This window comes from Prochlorococcus marinus CUG1433 (assembly GCA_017644425.1).
Classification (GTDB): Bacteria; Cyanobacteriota; Cyanobacteriia; order PCC-6307; family Cyanobiaceae; genus Prochlorococcus_A; species Prochlorococcus_A marinus_U.
In genome coordinates, this window is record JAEPLN010000001.1 from 182,043 (window position 1) to 199,194 (window position 17,152).

The following is a 17,152-nucleotide window of genomic DNA, read 5'->3' on the forward strand; positions in this document are numbered from 1 at the left end:
ATAATAAAAATGACTATCCCGATAGCGAGATATAATAAATTTTTTCTTTTTAAAAATGATGAAGATTTATTTTTAAATGAAGAAGATCCACACCGAGAGCACACTATTTTACCTCCTAAAGATCGATCTGAGACGAATGCAGAACTTCCACAATTAAAACAGACTCTATTTAGGTTCATCTAAAAAATGATTTTTAATAATTCTATTTAGATTATATTCTTTAAAAACTATGTAAAGAAAGAATTCAAAATATCTTATGATAATGAGAATCTATTGCAATAAGTTTTTTTTTAGTGCATAATTGATAATAATTCTCATTATCATATTTTAACTAATGAATTTCCATAGTTATGGAGAATCTCCTACAAAGTCTGTAAGAATAATAACTGGGCAATCCGTTTTAATAGATCCTTCATCGAGACCTAAGGGGACATGCTTAGAAGTTGAAAGTGGAATAGCTAGAGTTTATTGTCCATGTGAAGAAACTGAAGGAATGACTCTTGCTTTTTTGCAATCAGGTGATCAATTAAGGACAGACCTCTTGTGTAGCGAAGGTGTCTGTGTTGAAGCTTTAACAGATTTGTCTTTTCATAGCAATGTAAATATTGATGAGAATATTGGTTTCGATGCAGTAAATGAATGGACGTTGCAACTCCTTAGGATTAGACACTTAGGAAATGCAGAACAGCGATTACAAGCCTTGTTTTCAATACTAGTAAATCGTCTAGGTAGAAGATGTGGTCAATGGTGTGAGTTACCTTTTAGATTAACTCATGAAAGAATTGGCGAATTAATAGGTTCTACACGAGTAACATCTACAAGATTAATTTCGAAATTAAGATCATCTGAGTTATTAGTAGCTCCAATTGGCACCCAGACAGTAAGTGTTGCTCCTTCCTTTATTGAAACATCACCACTTTAGAAAATGAATCAATCACAAACACTTACTAACAGCTTGTTAATGGAAATTGATGTATTATCAAATAGACTCAGAAACATAAAACAATCTTTTATAACTACTCACAATAAATCTTTGAAAGAGAGGTTAATTTCTGAAAACGAAAATATTTTTAAAAGAGTAAATGAAATTTATAAAATTGCTGAGCTCTTAGATAAAAAAAACATGGAAAAAACAAACTTTTCAAATTTACTTTTTGAAATATCAAAAAGGACATTGAATGAAAATAAATTTGAAAGTAATTTATTTTTTCTTTAAATCACTATCTATTAATAAGATTGCCGAAGGTTGATTTGAAGCAAACTTTACCTTGCCCAGTATGTTGGCAAATTCATCTTCTGATTGTGTTTGAGCTTCTATAATTGGATCTAAGAATACGTTAGTTCTTGTATCTGAAATTCTTTCTGATATGGAATAAAGTTGTTGTAGAGATGAAGTTAAATCAGCCTCCATATTAAAAGAATAAGAAATGAGCTCCTCTATAGAACCCCATGTTTGAACGGGTGCAGGAATTTCATCTAATTTTACGCTTTGTCCTCTTGCGATTAAGTAATCTGCAAATTTCTGAGCATGTTCCATTTCACCTTGTGATTCACTAAGAAAATGAGAGGCAAATCCATTTAAATCACGTTCTTGAAACCATAGATAAATAGAAAAATATTGAACATTGGCATATCTTTCCATTGTTAGATGTTCAAAAATGTTATCCAACAAACTTTTGTCTATCGGTTGAGCAACAGCTCTTCCAGATGGACCGAAATTAACTAATTTTTTTGTTTTTAAGTTATTTTCATTCATTTTCAGATAAGTATCTAAGAAAATAATACAACATTTTGTATAAATTAGTAATTAATAAATCCTTTAAATTAAATTAAATAATATGATAATGAAAATCACTCGCAATACTATAAATGAATTTAGAGTATAGTTTTTCTGAACTGCTTTTAACTAATAAAATATATAAAAATAAAAAAAAGAAATGTAAAAAGAAAAAATGCTCTAATTGGAAGGGAGGGAAGTGTAATTGCCTATAAATAAATTCTATATATATACCTTATGCGCTCCAGGATATAAAAAATAATAACTATTTTTATTTATAGAAAGTAAACATTTATCACCATTATTTAGGAGATTATTAATATCAGTTCTAACCCGCAATATGTTTCCATTAATAGTTACTTTATATATAAGAAATTCTCCAAGAAATTCTTTAGATATTACATTCGCATTTCCAGATTTTGATCTTTTAATTGAAATAAATTTAGGCGAAATTGACATACTTTTAATATTTGAATTTTGTAAAACCCCTGAACTATTTATTTCACCTAAACAAGACATATATGAATTACCATTTTTTTGAAGATTAATAATATTATTACCCAAAATAAAACTACTAACAAATAGTGTCTTGGGATTGTTTAGAAGGTTAATTGGTGTATCAATCTGATGTATTTTTCCTTCATTCATGACGGCAACTTTATCGCAAATTGACATTGCCTCTTCCGGATCATGAGTAACCATCAATCCACTTGCATTACAACCATTTAGGATATTTGGGAGTTCACTTCTTAATTTTAGTTTGACATGCATATCAAGACTACAAAATGGTTCATCTAATAAAATAAAATTAGTACCAGGAGCAAGAGCTCTCGCAATTGCTAGTCTTTGTTTTTGGCCTCCAGATAATTCATGTGGGTATCTTCCAATAAAGCTATCAAGACCTACAACATTTAATAAATAGTCAACTCTAGATCTATCTTTTTTGTTTTTTAAGCCAAAAATTACATTTTCCAAAACGGTTAAATGAGGGAAAAGTGCATAGTCTTGAAAAACCATACCAATATTTCTTTTCTCAGGACTAAGAATTTTTTTTCCACTTGAAATTTCCTTATCATTTAGAGAAATCCTCCCTTTAGAGGGATATTCGAACCCCGCGATTAATCTTAAAAGAGTAGTTTTTCCGCAACCAGAAGGGCCAAGCAACCCTAACAATTCGCCATTTTCAATTGTCAGGTTAATTGCGTTTAATATCCAATTTGAACATTCTCGCTTATCATATTTATGATGCAAATCATCAATTATTAACGCCTCATTTTTCACTAAGATCTTCTTATTCAAATATATTAAGTTAGCAGAAAATATTCACCTAAAATATTCCTTGTATAATTTTATACACCGTTTAATTTTCAAATTTAATGAGAAAGTCCGAAAGAGCAGAAATAATACGCAAGGAACTCAAAAAGCTATATCCATCGCCTCCAATACCCCTTAATCATACAAATGCATATACACTTCTAGTCGCCGTAGTTTTAAGTGCTCAATCAACAGATAAGAAGGTTAATGAATTAACAAAAAGCTTATTTAAGGTTGCAGATAATCCAGAAAAGATGATCACGCTAGGTATTAATGGCATTTACAAACACATAAAGTTTTTAGGTCTATCTAATCAAAAATCAAAGAACATTTATAACTTATCTAAATTACTGATTGAGAAACATAATTGTAGGGTCCCAGATTCTTTTGAGAAGCTTGAATCTCTTCCAGGGGTAGGTCATAAAACAGCATCAGTTGTAATGTCTCAAGTGTTTAAAATACCGTCATTCCCAGTAGATACTCACATACACAGGTTGGCACAAAGATGGGGGCTTTCAAATGGAGATAGCGTAGTTCAAACAGAAAAAGACCTTAAAAAAATATTTCCTATTAATGATTGGAATACCTTACATTTGCAAATAATCTTTTATGGCAGAGAATATTGCACAGCAAGAGGCTGTGATGGAACAAAATGTTCTTTATGTCGAACTCTTTATCCCAAAAGAAAAAAGAAATTTATATGTAAAAAGGCTTAAGAAATTTATATAATATTTAAATTAATTTTTTAATCATGAAAATAGCAATTACTGGTGCATCTGGGAAAACAGGTTATAGAATTTCCGAAGAAGCAGTTAAGAAAGGATATAAAGTAAGACAAATCATTAGAAAGAATTCAAAAGTCTCAGCAGGACTAGAGAGTTTGGAAACAATTAGGGTTTCATTAGACAAAAAAGGTGAACTTGATAAAGCTTTAAAAGATATTGATGCTTTGATAATTGCGACTGGAGCGAGAGCATCAATAGATTTAACTGGTCCTGCAAAGGTTGATGCATTAGGTGTATACAGGCAATTAGAGAGTTGCAAAAGAGTTGGTATTAAAAGAGTTATTTTAGTTAGTTCCCTTTGTACTGGTAAATTATTTCACCCATTAAACCTATTTGGTTTAATTCTTATTTGGAAGAAATTAGGTGAAAACTTTCTACGAAATTCAAATTTTGAATGGACTATTATTAGACCTGGTGGATTAAAGGAAAATGAAGATATTAAATCAGAAAATATAAATTATTCAAAGGAGGATACTCAAATTAATGGATCAATCCCAAGAAGATTAGTTGCGCAATGTTGTATAGATTCCTTAAAAAACAAAGAATCCATAAATAAGTTAATAGAAGTTACAAGTTCTAATGATAATAAAAAGATATCTTTTAAAAAAGCTATGCAAATGATTTAAAAGATGTAAATATATAAATTAAAACTATGAAAATAAATCCCAAAATTGACGCATTACAATTAATGCTTACTGATTTAAGAACTAGAAATGAGCCAATAAGGCATAAAGCTGCATTCAAAGGCTGTCAACCAGAATTTCAAAGTCTTGTATCAAGATTAATAAAGCAGTTAGAGGACGAATTAGTTGCTGAAAAACTTCTTAATCGAGATAGTTAAAAAATTGATTACTTAAATGAACTTAAGTTATCTAATTTTGCTTGTTCAGAAAGTTCATCATATCCTCCAAAAAATTTATTATCCAAAAATATTTGAGGGAAAGTATTATGGCTACTTTGTGCCATTATTTTTTGAAAGCTTTCATCATTTTCTATTAAAGAAACTTCATGAGGAATAGATAAAGAATTAAGCAACCTAATTGCTCTTTTAGACCAAGGACAACCCTTTAAAATATATGCTTTTACCCGTGATTCATTTTTTAATAAATCATTACTTGAGATATTAATAATTTTTTGTTCAAAAGAAAGTAATAATATATCAGTACCTTTTTTTACAATACATCCCTCCTCAAGATGCCCACCAAAGACATTACATCCCTCATCTGCAAAACTCAAATGTAAATGAACATCTCCATTATTAAAATGTCCATTTAAAGAAACGATCTCTAGATTTCCCTCAAATTTATTTATCTCCTGATTTCCTGGGCATTGAATACAAACTTTTCTAAGATTACCAACCACTCCAGAAACATACCCGTATAAATTATTTGATAAAGAATATTCTTTAATTGAATTTATCAAATCAGATTCTGGAAATAGCTTTAGGCTATGAGGCTGCATTAGATATTAAGGAATAATTTTGTAATATAAAACATCATCATTCATAAAGCGAAGTTGAGTTTATAATCTTTAGGATTCAGATTTGAATTAAATTTTAGAATCTAGCATTAATAACCATTTAAAATTTTTACTAAAAATTTAAGCTTGTTGAGAGTGTAATATATTTTTTATATACAAAAACTAATTTGTTATTAAGAAAAAATCTTAAAAATTTGGCATTGAATATTCCCAACTTATTATCGATATCTCGCCTTTTCCTTGTATTTCCATTAATACTTTTTTTAGAAATTAACAGACCTTTTTATGTCTTTATATTGATTATTATTGGAGGATTGACTGATTATTTTGACGGGTTAATTGCAAGGAAATTTAATCTTAAAACCAGATTAGGAGCTATCCTTGATCCCTTAAGCGATAAAGTATTCTATTTAATTCCTTTAACCTTCCTTTGTAAAAATAATTACATACCTTTCTGGTCTTTGTCATTAATTTTATTTAGAGAATTAATTATCTCTAGCCTAAGGAACTCTACAAAAGACGGTTTACCAGCATCTATGTTAGGTAAATATAAAACATTTTTCTTTTTTATTTCAGTAATTACCTTCTTTACACCATTAAAAATTAGCTTATTGAATAATTTGGCTTTAATTTTTTATTGGTTAGGATTCATCCTAACTTTTATGACTTTATTAGGCTATTTAAGAATTAAAAAGAATATTATCTGAATTCTCATCAAACTGCTCACTCTTTTTATTATTAAAATCATTCACAAAACTATCCTTTAAACCATTAAGTAAATCAAAAGTTGGCACCCACTCCAAATCACGTTTTATCTTAGAGATATCAGTCTGATAATGATTTAATCTAATTGGAAATCCCTTTCGAGATTTAGGATCTAATTTTTGATAATCAAATGTTCTTAAAGAAATCTCATTTTGGTTTAATCCAAGAACATTCGCGCATAAATAAATTAAACCCTTTATTGTTACTCCTTTTTCACCTGAACAGTTGTAAATATTATTTTTTGAATTTTCAAAATTTACGCACCTAATCATTACATCAGTTAAATCAGAAACATGGCCTAGCTGAGTAATTAAAGACCCGTCACCAGGGATTGGTATAGATTTTTTAGTAAATAACCTTTCAAAAAACCAATTTTCAATTTTATTATAATTTCCTGGTCCATAAATATAAGTAGGTCTAAAACTTGTGAAAGGAATTTTTTGGTTTTTTAACCAATTTTCTGTCTCAAACTTTCCTTTGTGCCTACTATCTGGATCAATTGGGTCAACTTCGGACAAGGGTAGTTCACAATTATCTTTATAAACACCTGCAGAGCTGACATATATATATCTCTGGAAAGAGTTATCTAAATTTCCTAAAAGAAGTTTGGTTTGTTCTAACTCTCGTCCAGAAATATCATAAACAACATCATACTTTCTATTTCTTAGCTTGACGATATCTTCTGAATTATTTCTATCACCCTTAATTAAATTTGTTTTTTCAGGATTACTTTTATTACCTCTTGTGAAAATATCAATATCATAATTTTTACTTAATAACTTTCCAACCAAAGATTTGCCAACAAATCTAGTGCCACCCATTACAAGAATTTTCATATTCAAATAATATTTAACTGAAGTAGTAATCTTAAATAGAATTACATATTGAATAGTACTACTAATAAGTAATTAAAGTAAGGATGATTCTATGGACCTAATACCAGCAATTGATTTAATGAATGGTAAGTGTGTAAGGCTTTTTAAAGGCGACTTTAATAAAAGAAAAGACTTTACCAAAGAGCCTCATGAGCAAGCTAAATTTTGGGAAAGAGAAGGGGCTAAATATTTACATATAGTTGATTTGGATGCCGCAAAAACTGGGTTACCAACAAACGACAAATCAATAAAAAAGATTGCAAAAACAGTTAATATACCTATTCAAATAGGTGGGGGGATAAGGTCTCAAGAAAGGATAGAACAATTATTTTCTTATGGTATTGAGAAAGTTATCATGGGAACCTCTGCAATAGAAAATAAAGAACTAGTTAAAGACTTATCAAATAAATTTCCTGGAAGGATAATTGTTGGGATAGATGCCAAAGATGGAAAAGTTAGTACAAGGGGATGGCTTGAGCAATCTAATATTTTTGCCACAGATCTAGTAAAGGAGTTTTCTTCATTTAAAATAGCTAGTTTTATTGTTACAGATATAAATACAGATGGGACATTAGAAGGAACAAATGAAGAATTCATAAAAAGCATACTCGAAATTACAGATATTCCAGTAATAGCCTCAGGAGGTGTTGGTTCAATTTCTGATTTATTATCGTTAATAAAATTTGAAAACTCTGGACTCTTTGGAGTGATTGTAGGTAAAGCTCTATATGAAAATAAATTCACGATCAACGAAGCGAATAATATATTCTCATCAGAGAGATTAAATGACTTTGATTTAAACAGAAATTACTACGCTTAAAAGAGTATAAAAATTGATTTAAGGCTGGTGTTCGCAGTAATTGTTAGTTAATTTTGTATAAGAGATAAGAAATCTAGTCTTGGAATTAATTACAAAAAAATCGATATTGATTATTGCTCCAAGCTTAATAGCAGAATCTTTATCGCTTAAGTTAACATCAATAGACCAAAATTTAGACATTAATTTTAAAAATGGAATAGGTGATAAAACTCCGGATTTAGTAATATGGAATGTTCTTAATTTCCAATCAGAAGATCTTTTAAGGTTAGAATTATTAAAATTAAGAGAAAGATATAATGAGTCAAAATTTCTTATAATTCTCTCTGGCGAACTTCTTTATGAATCAAATAACCCTCCATCGTTAAATACTGAAGGTTTTCTTTTAAATCCCAGTGCAGAAAAAGTTCTTGAATCTATTAATACCATTTTAAATGGAGGAAGGGTATTTGATATTGGAAATAATTCCCGTGTTCAATTAAACAAAAATAAACCTCTGTCTTTTAGTCAAAAAATTCTAACTTCAGGCCTTAAACAAATAGATTCTGAAATTAATTATATATTCAAATATGTAAACTCTGATTCAACACCAGAATTTTATAAATTCATTTTAAAAGGAAGATTAAGAGAACTTATTACTGCAAAATCTTTTCTAATTTTCTTATGGGGTAATTCACTAGAACTTTATACAGAGGCAGTTTACACTGAAAACAAAATTAATCTTGAAAATAAGAGCACTGTATTCATCAAAGATAAAAACACCACAGAAATATGGAATTTAATTTTAGATAGACTAAAAGAAAGGTATAGCTCAACTAACTTACAAGTTGAATTTAATAATTCATCAATAATTCTTTCTGGGATAAAGAAAGAATTCATTTCAAGACTAATTTGCAAAATGTTAGATGAGCTAGATAATTTAGTAAAAAATATTAAGGAAAACTATAAAGAGAAAGATTTTAAAGATGATTTAAATTCTCTTATAAAAGAACTTAAAGTCAATACAATTTCAAATATTACAGACAGTTATTTTAGATTAAAAAAAGAAGGCAAGTCTGTTTCAATAAATGATTTTATTTATAGTGAAGTAAGTTGCGAAGAGATAGATAGAGAATCGCATGAATCAATAATGTTTATTGAGCCAATTATTAAAAATGAAGCTCTTGACTATGATGGAAAATTACTCCTTCTATATGAAACAGAATCGTTTTTGATACTTGAAAATATAATCTCAAATTGGACAATAAGGAACTGTAATTTATTAGCTTCAGAAATCTTTAATATTTGTTCTTCTTGGCCTGAATTAAGGACTGTACTTATAAATCCTGAATTACAATCGACAAGAAATTTTGAAAGATTTAGAAATAATATTAATAACTATAATCGCTGGCATGACTATATTTATATGCCTATCTATTTGTATGAGAGTAAACGAGAATATATTGATATTATCGATAAAAAATTTACTCGATACTTCAAAAATGAAAATAGGGAGAAAGAATTAGAGAATCTAGAATGGCTACAAAAACAAGTTACATTGTTAGTTGAGATAAGAGATGCCGTAGCACCTCAGTTAGAAGTTGTTGTAAAATATATCGGTAATCTTTTCGTAACTTTCCTTACAAAGGTCGTTGGCAAAGCTATCGGTTTAGTTGGGAAAGGAATCCTTCAAGGATTAGGAAGGTCAAGTTCAAAGTAAGTTTTTAAACTTTAATGAAAATAGTTCAATGGATCCTAATAGCATTAATTTTCTTAAGTCCATATAAAGCAAATGCCTCCAGAGATTCTGACAGTTACGATGGCAACATCTTTCCTATATACGCAGGTAATGGGGCTATAGTTCCTCCCCAGACAACTCTTCAGGAATCATTAAAAAATAAAAGAGTTGCAGTTTTATTTTTTTATCTTGACGACAGTTCAGATAGTAAAGCTATGGCTCCGATAATTTCTGGTTTAGATTTGATATGGAGAAATAATATAGATATCATTGCTCTAACTACAGATGAATTACAGGATAAAGAAAAGTCTGATCTTAGAAATCAACCTAATTATTATTGGAACGGATTAATTCCACAAACCATTATTTTAAATAGTGATGGAGAAGTGCAATATGATAAAAATGGAATGGTTAACATAGATGAATTAAACAAAGTTATAGGAGATTTAATAGGAATTGAAATAAATGATACGGAATTTTCTGTAGAAAGTTTTAATGAATACAACAGTATCATTTCTGAAAAAAAATATAACAACAAAAATTAATTTAGAAAAATGATATTAATAAATATCCTCTTAGTTCTTTTAATTTTTTTAACTCTTTCAGATTTATATATTAAAAACTCACCAAAATCAAAGTTAAATCTGGTACCTATAAATTACAAAATTAAAAAAAAGGATGGTTTAAACGAATTAATTATTGATTTAAAAATAACTAATAAAAGTAAAACCAAAGAGACGATGGTATCTAATATAAATTTTGAATTAGATTTTTTTAAAAATAAAGGTAACGAATATTGCCAAAATTTAAACTATCAAGAAGATATTTATATATATGAAAATAATAAAATTAAGAATTTAAATAATTATTGGCCAACAACAATTATCAAGTCAAATGCAGAATTATTTGTAAGAATCATATATAAATTTAGGAATGATAATTTTAGAAAAAAAATAAAATATCTATGGTTAAAAGTATTTTGGGAGAACTATGGACATTTTGGTATTTCAAATAATAAGGATTGTTTTTTAATTAATTTAGATGGCCAAAAACAAAAGCCGAAAGAAGTTTTTGAAATTCCTTTAAATAATAAATACAAAGCTTTTGCTATTAAAACTCATTTACTTGGTTGCTTCGATAACCCAGTAAATACTGTGATTGAATACAGCAAAGGAATTGTAGAAAAAAATGATATTTTAACAATCGGTGAGAGTCCGCTAGCGATTATGCAAAATAGATATATTTCCCCTCAAAATTTAAAATATAGTTTATTTTCGAAAGCTTTATGTTATTTTTTTCACCCTACAAGCAGTCTCGCAACAGCTTGCGGCATGCAATTATTAATAAATAGAATCGGAGTCACAAGAATAACCTTTGCACTATTTGTTGGATTTCTCTTCAAATTAGTTGGTATTAAGGGTATGTTTTATAGGCTAACTGGTTCAGAATCATCTCTCATTGATGATATAAGCGGTACAGTTAAACCCTACGACAAGAGTATAGTTTTGGGTCCTCTCAATCCGGAGTTATTTTGTAGAGAGGTCTCGAAGCATCTGAATATAAATGTTGCTGTAGTAGATGTTAATGATCTTGGAGGTGTGAAAGTGTTAGCTAGTTCAAATAAAGCAGTAAATAAAATACTCAAAAGAAACTTAATTTCTAATCCGGCTGGCAATGGAGATGAAAAAACCCCTATAGTATTAATAAGAGAAAAAAAGTAAATGAAAAAAGATACCTCTTATTCTTTTCGATCTAAAAAAGGAATGGAAGTAACTTTTGAAGAACTTCATATAAGACACATTAACCTTTTAATAGATATCAAAAATAAGGAATTGAATAATTGGTTTTTAAAGATGGCAATTATAAACACCTTTGATGACTTAAAAATTTTTTTAAATAACCTTAAGAAAAATAAAAATAAATGCATAATTGCTATATATGGAAACGAAATTATTGGTTATTTGAATATTTTTCCTTTAAACAAAAAAGAGACTTGCTTAAAAATATCTAAGCCCAAGTTGATTAACAACAAGTGTCCTTTAACAGATAAACAATTAACTTTAGGATTGATAAAAAAATCTATCTCAATAAAAGACATCAAAACTTCAAGTTGGATAATTAACGCTGATATAAATAATGTTGACCTCATATCAACCTCCAGAGAATTAGGCTTTCAACCGTTAGGAGAAATAATACTTTGGGATGGTTCTGATCTAAATAAATCTATAAAGCAAAATACCAATGCTTATGCATTAATTAATGAATTCCAAAACATTAATAAACAAAATATATTAAAAATACTTAATTTCATAAGATCAAATCAATCTCCCTTAATAAGAAATATTTTAGATTTTGATCAAGACGATATTCTTAAAAGAAATAACTCTAAAAGTGGTGCCTTAATATATGAAAATTCAGTTTTATGTACCATTTTTAAAGATATAAATTATCAAAACGAAGAAATTTATACTTTAACTATAAGTAGATATTGGGATAAGAGGTTCAATTCTATATTAAAAGAATTTATAAAAAGATTTTTTGAAAAATCACCTATTTCATATTTAAAAACCTACAAAGAAAATTCTGAATTAAATCTTTTTCTCGAGGAATGTAATCTTAAAGAAAAAAATCAAGAAATAATTCTTATCAGGAACACAATAGTTAAGAATGAAGCCAAACAAGTAAATATAATAAATCAATCTTTAGAATCAATCTTTGAAAAATTAAGTCCACAAGGTAATCCATATCCATCTCCTTTTCCATTAAAAACAAAGTGAAATTTTGCAAACCCAAACCCAAGTCAATTTTGAGTTTGGATATAGGTACCAAAAGAATAGGTTTAGCTTATTGTGATCCCCTATGTATAACATCAAATATACTTCCAGCAGTAAAACGTTTTGAAAATAATCAAGAGATTAAAATCATCAGAAATTATATAAATGAATATAATTTAACTGGATTTATTGTGGGTATTCCACTAGATGAGAGAGGTCAAATGACCACTCAAGCTATTGACTGTAAAAATTACGGTCAATTACTTTCAAATGAATTAAAGCTTCCATTTTCTTACGTCAACGAACATAGTTCAACTTGGGAATCTTCAAATAGATTTGGAATAAAAAAAGATAAGTCAGGATTGATTGATAGTTTTTCAGCAAAAATAATACTTGAACAATGGATCGAAGAAGGTCCTGAATTAGAAGAATTAGCTGGTAAACGTCAGATAAAATATTAATATTAATATTAAGTAGGATAGATTATTTTAAATGAAAGAAGCCAACTCAAATGATACTTATGAAGCTCAGACAATTATTTTAAAAGATAGCTGTGGGAGAGAGTTATTTTGCTTTCTAGAGCAAATTGTTGAAGTTGAAGAGAAAGAATATGGCTTGTTAACCCCTGTAGATACCCCTGTATGTTTATTCAAAATTAATAGTGAAGAAGATATTCAAGAAATTATTGATTTAGATGAAGATGACGAGATTCTTAAAAATGCAGATTCAGTCTTACAAGAACATAACTTAAAGCTTATAAGATCAGCTTCAACATTAACTGTTTCTGGTGATCTAGATGAGCCAATATATGACGAGTTAGAGGAAGATTATATTGATGAAGATGAGGAGGAATTTGATCATTTAGTAAGTTTTAATGTGAAGGATGATAAATATGAGATCCTAATGCCTGTTTTTCCGTACTTCATTTTAGGAGAACTTAAAGATGAAGGTGCTTATCTTCTAGATAAAGATGATGAAGAAAGGATTGGACCATTAGTTGAAGCAGAATACGAGAAAACTCTAGCTTAAGGAATGAACTCTCTCATCAAAGTAGGTTGGGATTCGAATTTACCAATATATATGATTTCTCAATCTGAGTTGCAAAAAAAAGGGATTAATTCTTTATTGCTTGACGTTGATGGGACTCTTGTAAATAGAAAATCAAATATGATCCCAAAAGCTGTAAAAAATTGGATCATTGAATCTAAAAAACTTTTCTCCTTATATCTAATAAGTAATAATCCATCAAAAAAAAGAATCGCAAAAATAGCAAAAGAATTAAATTTAAGGTATAAATACAATGCATCAAAACCAAGAAAAAAAGTAACTTTGTCTGTTATCAAAGAAATTGGTAGAGAGCCAAAAAGTATTGCCATTATTGGCGACAGAATTTTTACAGATATTATTGTTGGGAATAGATGTGATATAAAAACAATATTAGTTAAGAGATTAAATAGAGATGGCTTGCCCATAAAATTTAATTTAACTTTGACAATAGAAAAATTTATTTCTGATTTTATAAAATGAAAATTTGGGTTATAAAAATTGGTACTAGTATTTTAAGAGGAACAGAGGAAACATCTACAGAAGAAGTTATTGAAAACCTTTCTAGAACCTTTACAAGTTTTCTTTCAAAAGGAAACAAGATAATTTTAGTAACTAGTGGAGCCGTTGGATTAGGTTGCCAAAAGTTAAATATTAAAACAAGACCAAATGATTTAAGTACCCTTCAAGCTACTGCAGCAGTGGGTCAAGTAAATTTAATGTCCTTATACGATAAAGTATTTAATAAATTAGGTCTTAATATTGCTCAAATTTTAATAACTAAAGCTGATTTCAATTCACGAGAATCCTTTAATAACGCTTCTAAAACTTTAAAAAGATTAATCGATTTGAATGTTATTCCAATAGTAAATGAAAATGATACCGTAGCAAATGAAGAGCTTAAATACGGAGATAATGATACCCTCTCTGCTTTAGTTGCCTTGGCTATAAATGCTAACAAGCTTATTTTATTAACCGATATTGAAAATCTATACTCAAAAGATCCACGTAACAATAAAGATGCGCAACCTATTAAAGAAGTTCACAATAGTGAATTAAAGGAAATTAAAGATAAAAATATTCAAAACTCAAATAATGAATGGGGAACAGGAGGAATTTCTACAAAATTAATTTCTGCAGAAATAGCAACAAAAGGAGGAGTCGAAGTCCAACTAGTTGATGGAACTAATAAAAAAAACTTAATTGAAATATTTAATGATAATAAAATTGGAACTTTATTTTATCCAGTAGAAAAACCTATTGGAAACAAAAAAAGTTGGCTTTCACATGCAATTCAAACAGTAGGGAAAATTACTTTAGATGATGGGGCTTCTTTTGCAATAAAAAAAAAAGGTGCCTCACTCTTAGCGGTTGGTGTTAAGAATGTAGAAGGAAACTTTACGATTAATCAGGCAGTTAAAATCGTAAATACAAATGATAAAGAAGTTGCAAAAGGTTTAGTATCAATAAGTAGCGACAAATTAAGAAGTATCTTAAATAATAAAGAAAATAACAACTCCTCGATAATTGTCGTTCATAGAGACGTTCTTGCTCTCTCTTAGAAAAAAATTTAAACTGAAAAATGCTTTTAAGTGATTTAGTTGATCTAATAAAAAAAGGAAATTCAAATTTTATTAGTGCCAATATTTTCGAAGATTTAAATATAGATGATGCTGCCTCATTAGATTCTGCAGTTAATCATCAAATATCTTTTTTAGAAGAAAATAATATTCTTAAAGAAAAATTAGATCAAACTAAAGCATCAGCAATAATAACTACTAACAACGATGAAATCGTTAGTGCCCTAAAAAAACTCAATATATCAAACATAATCGTTAAAAATCCAAGAATTGCATTTGCAGAAGTATTGGATTGTTTATATAAAACTATCAATTTCAAACCAGGAATTCATGCTTCAGCAGTTATAGATAAAACAGCAATAATTGGAGCAGATTGCCATATTGGACCTAATGTCTATATTGGAGAAAATACTGTAATTGGAAACAATAATCATATTCTTCCTGGATCATCAATTTTAGGCAATGTTCGAATAGGAAATAATAATATAATTCATCCAAATTGTGTTATTTACGAAAATACCACTTTAAAAAATAATTGTGTAATTAATTCAAATTCTGTTATTGGATCAGAGGGATTTGGTTTTATTCCTGAAAATGGCAAATGGGTAAAGATGCCGCAAAAAGGTGGTGTAAAAATAATGAGTTTTGTAGAAATTGGAACTAATTGTTGTATTGATAGACCTGCAGTTGGATTTACTTTTATTGATGAGGGAACAAAGTTGGATAATTTAATACAAATAGGTCATGGCGTAAAAATTGGAAAGAATTGTGCATTTGCAGCTCAAGTCGGTATCGCTGGAGGAGCAAATATTGGAGATGGTGTTATTTTGGCAGGGCAAGTAGGAGTTAATAATAGAGTAAAAGTTGGTAATAATGTCATTGCGAGTTCAAAATGCGGAATCCATTGTGACGTAGAAGATGGCAAGGTAATTAGTGGTTTCCCCGCGATGGAAAATAAATCATGGCTAAGGAGTTCAAGTATTTTTAAAAAATTACCAGAATTAGCAAAAAAACTTAGACAATTAGACAAGCAATAATTTATTGTTCTATTAAACAAAAATTTAAATGAAGAAATATAAGATTGTTTTATTGTCAGGAGACGGAATTGGACCAGAGATTTCAGAAGTTTCAAAAAAAGTTTTAAAAAAGCTTTCAAAAAATCATGATTTCGATATTGAGATTATTGAAAAATTATTTGGAGGGATAGCATATGAAAAATATGGTACTCCTGCTCCAGATGAGACACTAGATCAATGCAAAAAAAGTGATGCAGTACTTTTAGCATGTGTTGGAGATATTAAATATGATTCTCTTGCAAGAGAATTAAGGCCAGAAAGTGGGTTACTAAAGTTAAGATCTGCCCTAAACCTTTTCGCAAATATCAGGCCTGTCAAAATAAGAAAATCTCTCTTGGAAGCAAGTACATTAAAAAAAGAAATCGTTGAACATGTAGATCTTATTGTTGTAAGAGAATTAATAGGAGGAATTTATTTTGGAAAACCAAGAGGACATATAACAAATACAAAAATCCCAAAAGCTTTCAATACGATGGTTTATGATTCGACCGAAATAGAAAGAATAACTGAAATAGCAATAAAAATTGCTAACCAAAGAAATAAAAAAATATGTTCTGTTGACAAATCAAACGTTCTTGAGGTTAGTCAATTGTGGAGAGATACAGTTTTAAATATCACCTCAAAAGATAAAAATATATCTCTAAGCAATATGTACGTTGATAATGCAGCAATGCAATTAGTTAGAGATCCTGGTCAATTTGATGTGATTTTAACAAGTAATTTATTTGGAGATATTTTAAGCGATTTAGCCGCAATGTTAACTGGTTCTATTGGTATGCTTCCATCTGCTTCTCTAAACAATAATGGCCCGGGAGTTTTTGAACCTGTTCATGGCTCGGCTCCTGATATAGCTGGCAAAAATATAGCGAATCCAATAGCAATGCTTTTATCTGCTTCCATGATGTTAAAAATTGGATTAAACGAAGAAGAAGCTGCAGAAAATTTAGAAACTGCCATTGATAAAGTTTTATCAAAAGGATTTAGAACAGCAGATTTAGCTAATGGGTCTTCTGAAGTTTTATCTTGCAGTGAAATCGGAGATAAAATAATGGATGAAATTTAAAAAAAAATTAATAAATAAAAAAATATTTTTAAGTAAAACATAAAGTTGGCATATGACCTGTCAGAATCATGAGATATTGTTTTTAA

Annotated in this window: 22 protein-coding genes; 18 read left to right on the top strand and 4 right to left on the bottom strand. The window is 28.8% G+C overall.

Annotated features, from left to right (window positions below; genetic code table 11):
• The first annotated feature begins 9 nt into the window (after positions 1 to 9).
• From JJ842_01075 to JJ842_01085, 3 genes are all read left to right on the top strand, one after another.
• Positions 10 to 183 (top strand): hypothetical protein, encoded by a 174-nt coding sequence (locus JJ842_01075; protein ID MBO6970503.1) that lies wholly within the window; start codon positions 10 to 12, stop codon positions 181 to 183.
• A gap of 151 nt (positions 184 to 334) precedes the next feature.
• Positions 335 to 922 (top strand): Crp/Fnr family transcriptional regulator, encoded by a 588-nt coding sequence (locus tag JJ842_01080; protein MBO6970504.1) that lies wholly within the window; start codon positions 335 to 337, stop codon positions 920 to 922.
• A gap of 3 nt (positions 923 to 925) precedes the next feature.
• Positions 926 to 1,216 carry a hypothetical protein gene (locus JJ842_01085; GenBank protein ID MBO6970505.1) on the top strand — a complete coding sequence of 97 codons (291 nt, stop codon included), beginning with the start codon at positions 926 to 928 and terminating at the stop codon, positions 1,214 to 1,216.
• Here JJ842_01085 and JJ842_01090 read toward each other — a convergent pair.
• Positions 1,202 to 1,756 carry a ferritin gene (locus tag JJ842_01090; GenBank protein MBO6970506.1) on the bottom strand — a complete coding sequence of 185 codons (555 nt, stop codon included), beginning with the start codon at positions 1,754 to 1,756 and terminating at the stop codon, positions 1,202 to 1,204. The two genes, JJ842_01085 and JJ842_01090, sit on opposite strands and share 15 nt — an antisense overlap.
• 243 nt (positions 1,757 to 1,999) lie before the next feature.
• A complete protein-coding gene (locus JJ842_01095) occupies positions 2,000 to 3,058 on the bottom strand; it encodes an ABC transporter ATP-binding protein (protein MBO6970507.1) in 1,059 nt (352 codons plus the stop codon).
• A 95-nt stretch (positions 3,059 to 3,153) separates the two neighbouring features.
• On the opposite strand from JJ842_01095, the gene nth reads away from it, so the two are divergent.
• From nth to JJ842_01110, 3 genes are read left to right on the top strand one after another with little or no spacing between them, the layout of a single operon-like run.
• Positions 3,154 to 3,807 carry an endonuclease III gene (gene nth, locus JJ842_01100; protein ID MBO6970508.1) on the top strand — a complete coding sequence of 218 codons (654 nt, stop codon included), beginning with the start codon at positions 3,154 to 3,156 and terminating at the stop codon, positions 3,805 to 3,807.
• 35 nt (positions 3,808 to 3,842) lie between these two features.
• The gene (locus JJ842_01105) at positions 3,843 to 4,502 is read left to right on the top strand and encodes an SDR family oxidoreductase (GenBank protein ID MBO6970509.1); all 660 of its coding nucleotides are present in this window, start codon (positions 3,843 to 3,845) and stop codon (positions 4,500 to 4,502) included.
• A 26-nt stretch (positions 4,503 to 4,528) separates the two neighbouring features.
• Positions 4,529 to 4,717 (top strand): hypothetical protein, encoded by a 189-nt coding sequence (locus JJ842_01110; protein MBO6970510.1) that lies wholly within the window; start codon positions 4,529 to 4,531, stop codon positions 4,715 to 4,717.
• Between the two features lie 8 nt (positions 4,718 to 4,725).
• On the opposite strand, the gene JJ842_01115 is transcribed toward JJ842_01110, so the two are convergent.
• Positions 4,726 to 5,337 (bottom strand): DUF296 domain-containing protein, encoded by a 612-nt coding sequence (locus JJ842_01115; protein ID MBO6970511.1) that lies wholly within the window; start codon positions 5,335 to 5,337, stop codon positions 4,726 to 4,728.
• Between the two features lie 185 nt (positions 5,338 to 5,522).
• Between JJ842_01115 and pgsA the strand changes: the two genes are divergently transcribed.
• Positions 5,523 to 6,062, top strand: coding sequence for a CDP-diacylglycerol--glycerol-3-phosphate 3-phosphatidyltransferase (pgsA, locus tag JJ842_01120; GenBank protein MBO6970512.1), 540 nt, complete (start codon positions 5,523 to 5,525; stop codon positions 6,060 to 6,062).
• Here the strand turns inward: pgsA and JJ842_01125 are convergent.
• Positions 6,036 to 6,956, bottom strand: a complete 921-nt coding sequence (locus tag JJ842_01125) for an NAD-dependent epimerase/dehydratase family protein (protein ID MBO6970513.1) — start codon at positions 6,954 to 6,956, stop codon at positions 6,036 to 6,038. The genes pgsA and JJ842_01125 overlap by 27 nt on opposite strands.
• 91 nt (positions 6,957 to 7,047) lie before the next feature.
• Between JJ842_01125 and hisA the strand changes: the two genes are divergently transcribed.
• From hisA to leuB, 11 genes are all read left to right on the top strand, one after another.
• On the top strand, positions 7,048 to 7,815 hold the full coding sequence (gene hisA / locus JJ842_01130; GenBank protein ID MBO6970514.1) for a 1-(5-phosphoribosyl)-5-[(5-phosphoribosylamino)methylideneamino]imidazole-4-carboxamide isomerase: 768 nt from the start codon (positions 7,048 to 7,050) through the stop codon (positions 7,813 to 7,815).
• A gap of 79 nt (positions 7,816 to 7,894) precedes the next feature.
• Complete coding sequence (locus JJ842_01135) at positions 7,895 to 9,511, top strand: DUF3685 domain-containing protein (GenBank protein ID MBO6970515.1); 1,617 nt, start codon at positions 7,895 to 7,897, stop codon at positions 9,509 to 9,511.
• 14 nt (positions 9,512 to 9,525) lie between these two features.
• Positions 9,526 to 10,074, top strand: a complete 549-nt coding sequence (locus JJ842_01140) for a thylakoid membrane photosystem I accumulation factor (GenBank protein ID MBO6970516.1) — start codon at positions 9,526 to 9,528, stop codon at positions 10,072 to 10,074.
• 9 nt (positions 10,075 to 10,083) lie between these two features.
• Positions 10,084 to 11,250, top strand: coding sequence for a hypothetical protein (locus JJ842_01145; GenBank protein ID MBO6970517.1), 1,167 nt, complete (start codon positions 10,084 to 10,086; stop codon positions 11,248 to 11,250).
• Positions 11,251 to 12,306, top strand: a complete 1,056-nt coding sequence (locus JJ842_01150; GenBank protein ID MBO6970518.1) for a hypothetical protein — start codon at positions 11,251 to 11,253, stop codon at positions 12,304 to 12,306.
• A complete protein-coding gene (gene ruvX / locus JJ842_01155) occupies positions 12,303 to 12,764 on the top strand; it encodes a Holliday junction resolvase RuvX (protein ID MBO6970519.1) in 462 nt (153 codons plus the stop codon). The genes JJ842_01150 and ruvX overlap by 4 nt, the downstream gene beginning before the upstream one ends.
• A gap of 31 nt (positions 12,765 to 12,795) precedes the next feature.
• A complete protein-coding gene (locus JJ842_01160) occupies positions 12,796 to 13,332 on the top strand; it encodes a DUF3727 domain-containing protein (protein MBO6970520.1) in 537 nt (178 codons plus the stop codon).
• A gap of 3 nt (positions 13,333 to 13,335) precedes the next feature.
• Positions 13,336 to 13,830 carry a YqeG family HAD IIIA-type phosphatase gene (locus JJ842_01165; protein MBO6970521.1) on the top strand — a complete coding sequence of 165 codons (495 nt, stop codon included), beginning with the start codon at positions 13,336 to 13,338 and terminating at the stop codon, positions 13,828 to 13,830.
• Positions 13,827 to 14,909, top strand: a complete 1,083-nt coding sequence (proB, locus tag JJ842_01170; GenBank protein ID MBO6970522.1) for a glutamate 5-kinase — start codon at positions 13,827 to 13,829, stop codon at positions 14,907 to 14,909. Before JJ842_01165 ends, proB begins: the two co-directional genes overlap by 4 nt.
• Before the next feature lie 20 nt (positions 14,910 to 14,929).
• Positions 14,930 to 15,964, top strand: coding sequence for a UDP-3-O-(3-hydroxymyristoyl)glucosamine N-acyltransferase (gene lpxD / locus JJ842_01175; protein MBO6970523.1), 1,035 nt, complete (start codon positions 14,930 to 14,932; stop codon positions 15,962 to 15,964).
• Positions 15,965 to 15,992: 28 nt separating this feature from the next.
• Positions 15,993 to 17,066 carry a 3-isopropylmalate dehydrogenase gene (gene leuB, locus JJ842_01180; protein ID MBO6970524.1) on the top strand — a complete coding sequence of 358 codons (1,074 nt, stop codon included), beginning with the start codon at positions 15,993 to 15,995 and terminating at the stop codon, positions 17,064 to 17,066.
• Positions 17,067 to 17,152: the final 86 nt, after the last annotated feature.

What these genes read in the sequence shown, in the direction of transcription:
- JJ842_01150 (MBO6970518.1), top strand. Translation starts at nt 11,251, where the DNA reads ATGAAAAAAGATACCTCTTATTCTTTTCGATCTAAAAAAGGAATGGAA.
- JJ842_01105 (MBO6970509.1), top strand. Translation starts at nt 3,843, where the DNA reads ATGAAAATAGCAATTACTGGTGCATCTGGGAAAACAGGTTATAGAATT.
- proB (MBO6970522.1), top strand. Translation starts at nt 13,827, where the DNA reads ATGAAAATTTGGGTTATAAAAATTGGTACTAGTATTTTAAGAGGAACA.
- JJ842_01140 (MBO6970516.1), top strand. Translation starts at nt 9,526, where the DNA reads ATGAAAATAGTTCAATGGATCCTAATAGCATTAATTTTCTTAAGTCCA.
- JJ842_01145 (MBO6970517.1), top strand. Translation starts at nt 10,084, where the DNA reads ATGATATTAATAAATATCCTCTTAGTTCTTTTAATTTTTTTAACTCTT.
- JJ842_01165 (MBO6970521.1), top strand. Translation starts at nt 13,336, where the DNA reads ATGAACTCTCTCATCAAAGTAGGTTGGGATTCGAATTTACCAATATAT.
- lpxD (MBO6970523.1), top strand. Translation starts at nt 14,930, where the DNA reads ATGCTTTTAAGTGATTTAGTTGATCTAATAAAAAAAGGAAATTCAAAT.
- leuB (MBO6970524.1), top strand. Translation starts at nt 15,993, where the DNA reads ATGAAGAAATATAAGATTGTTTTATTGTCAGGAGACGGAATTGGACCA.
- JJ842_01080 (MBO6970504.1), top strand. Translation starts at nt 335, where the DNA reads ATGAATTTCCATAGTTATGGAGAATCTCCTACAAAGTCTGTAAGAATA.
- JJ842_01115 (MBO6970511.1), bottom strand. Translation starts at nt 5,337, where the DNA reads ATGCAGCCTCATAGCCTAAAGCTATTTCCAGAATCTGATTTGATAAAT.
- JJ842_01125 (MBO6970513.1), bottom strand. Translation starts at nt 6,956, where the DNA reads ATGAAAATTCTTGTAATGGGTGGCACTAGATTTGTTGGCAAATCTTTG.
- JJ842_01160 (MBO6970520.1), top strand. Translation starts at nt 12,796, where the DNA reads ATGAAAGAAGCCAACTCAAATGATACTTATGAAGCTCAGACAATTATT.
- JJ842_01085 (MBO6970505.1), top strand. Translation starts at nt 926, where the DNA reads ATGAATCAATCACAAACACTTACTAACAGCTTGTTAATGGAAATTGAT.
- JJ842_01110 (MBO6970510.1), top strand. Translation starts at nt 4,529, where the DNA reads ATGAAAATAAATCCCAAAATTGACGCATTACAATTAATGCTTACTGAT.
- nth (MBO6970508.1), top strand. Translation starts at nt 3,154, where the DNA reads ATGAGAAAGTCCGAAAGAGCAGAAATAATACGCAAGGAACTCAAAAAG.
- JJ842_01075 (MBO6970503.1), top strand. Translation starts at nt 10, where the DNA reads ATGACTATCCCGATAGCGAGATATAATAAATTTTTTCTTTTTAAAAAT.
- hisA (MBO6970514.1), top strand. Translation starts at nt 7,048, where the DNA reads ATGGACCTAATACCAGCAATTGATTTAATGAATGGTAAGTGTGTAAGG.
- JJ842_01090 (MBO6970506.1), bottom strand. Translation starts at nt 1,756, where the DNA reads ATGAATGAAAATAACTTAAAAACAAAAAAATTAGTTAATTTCGGTCCA.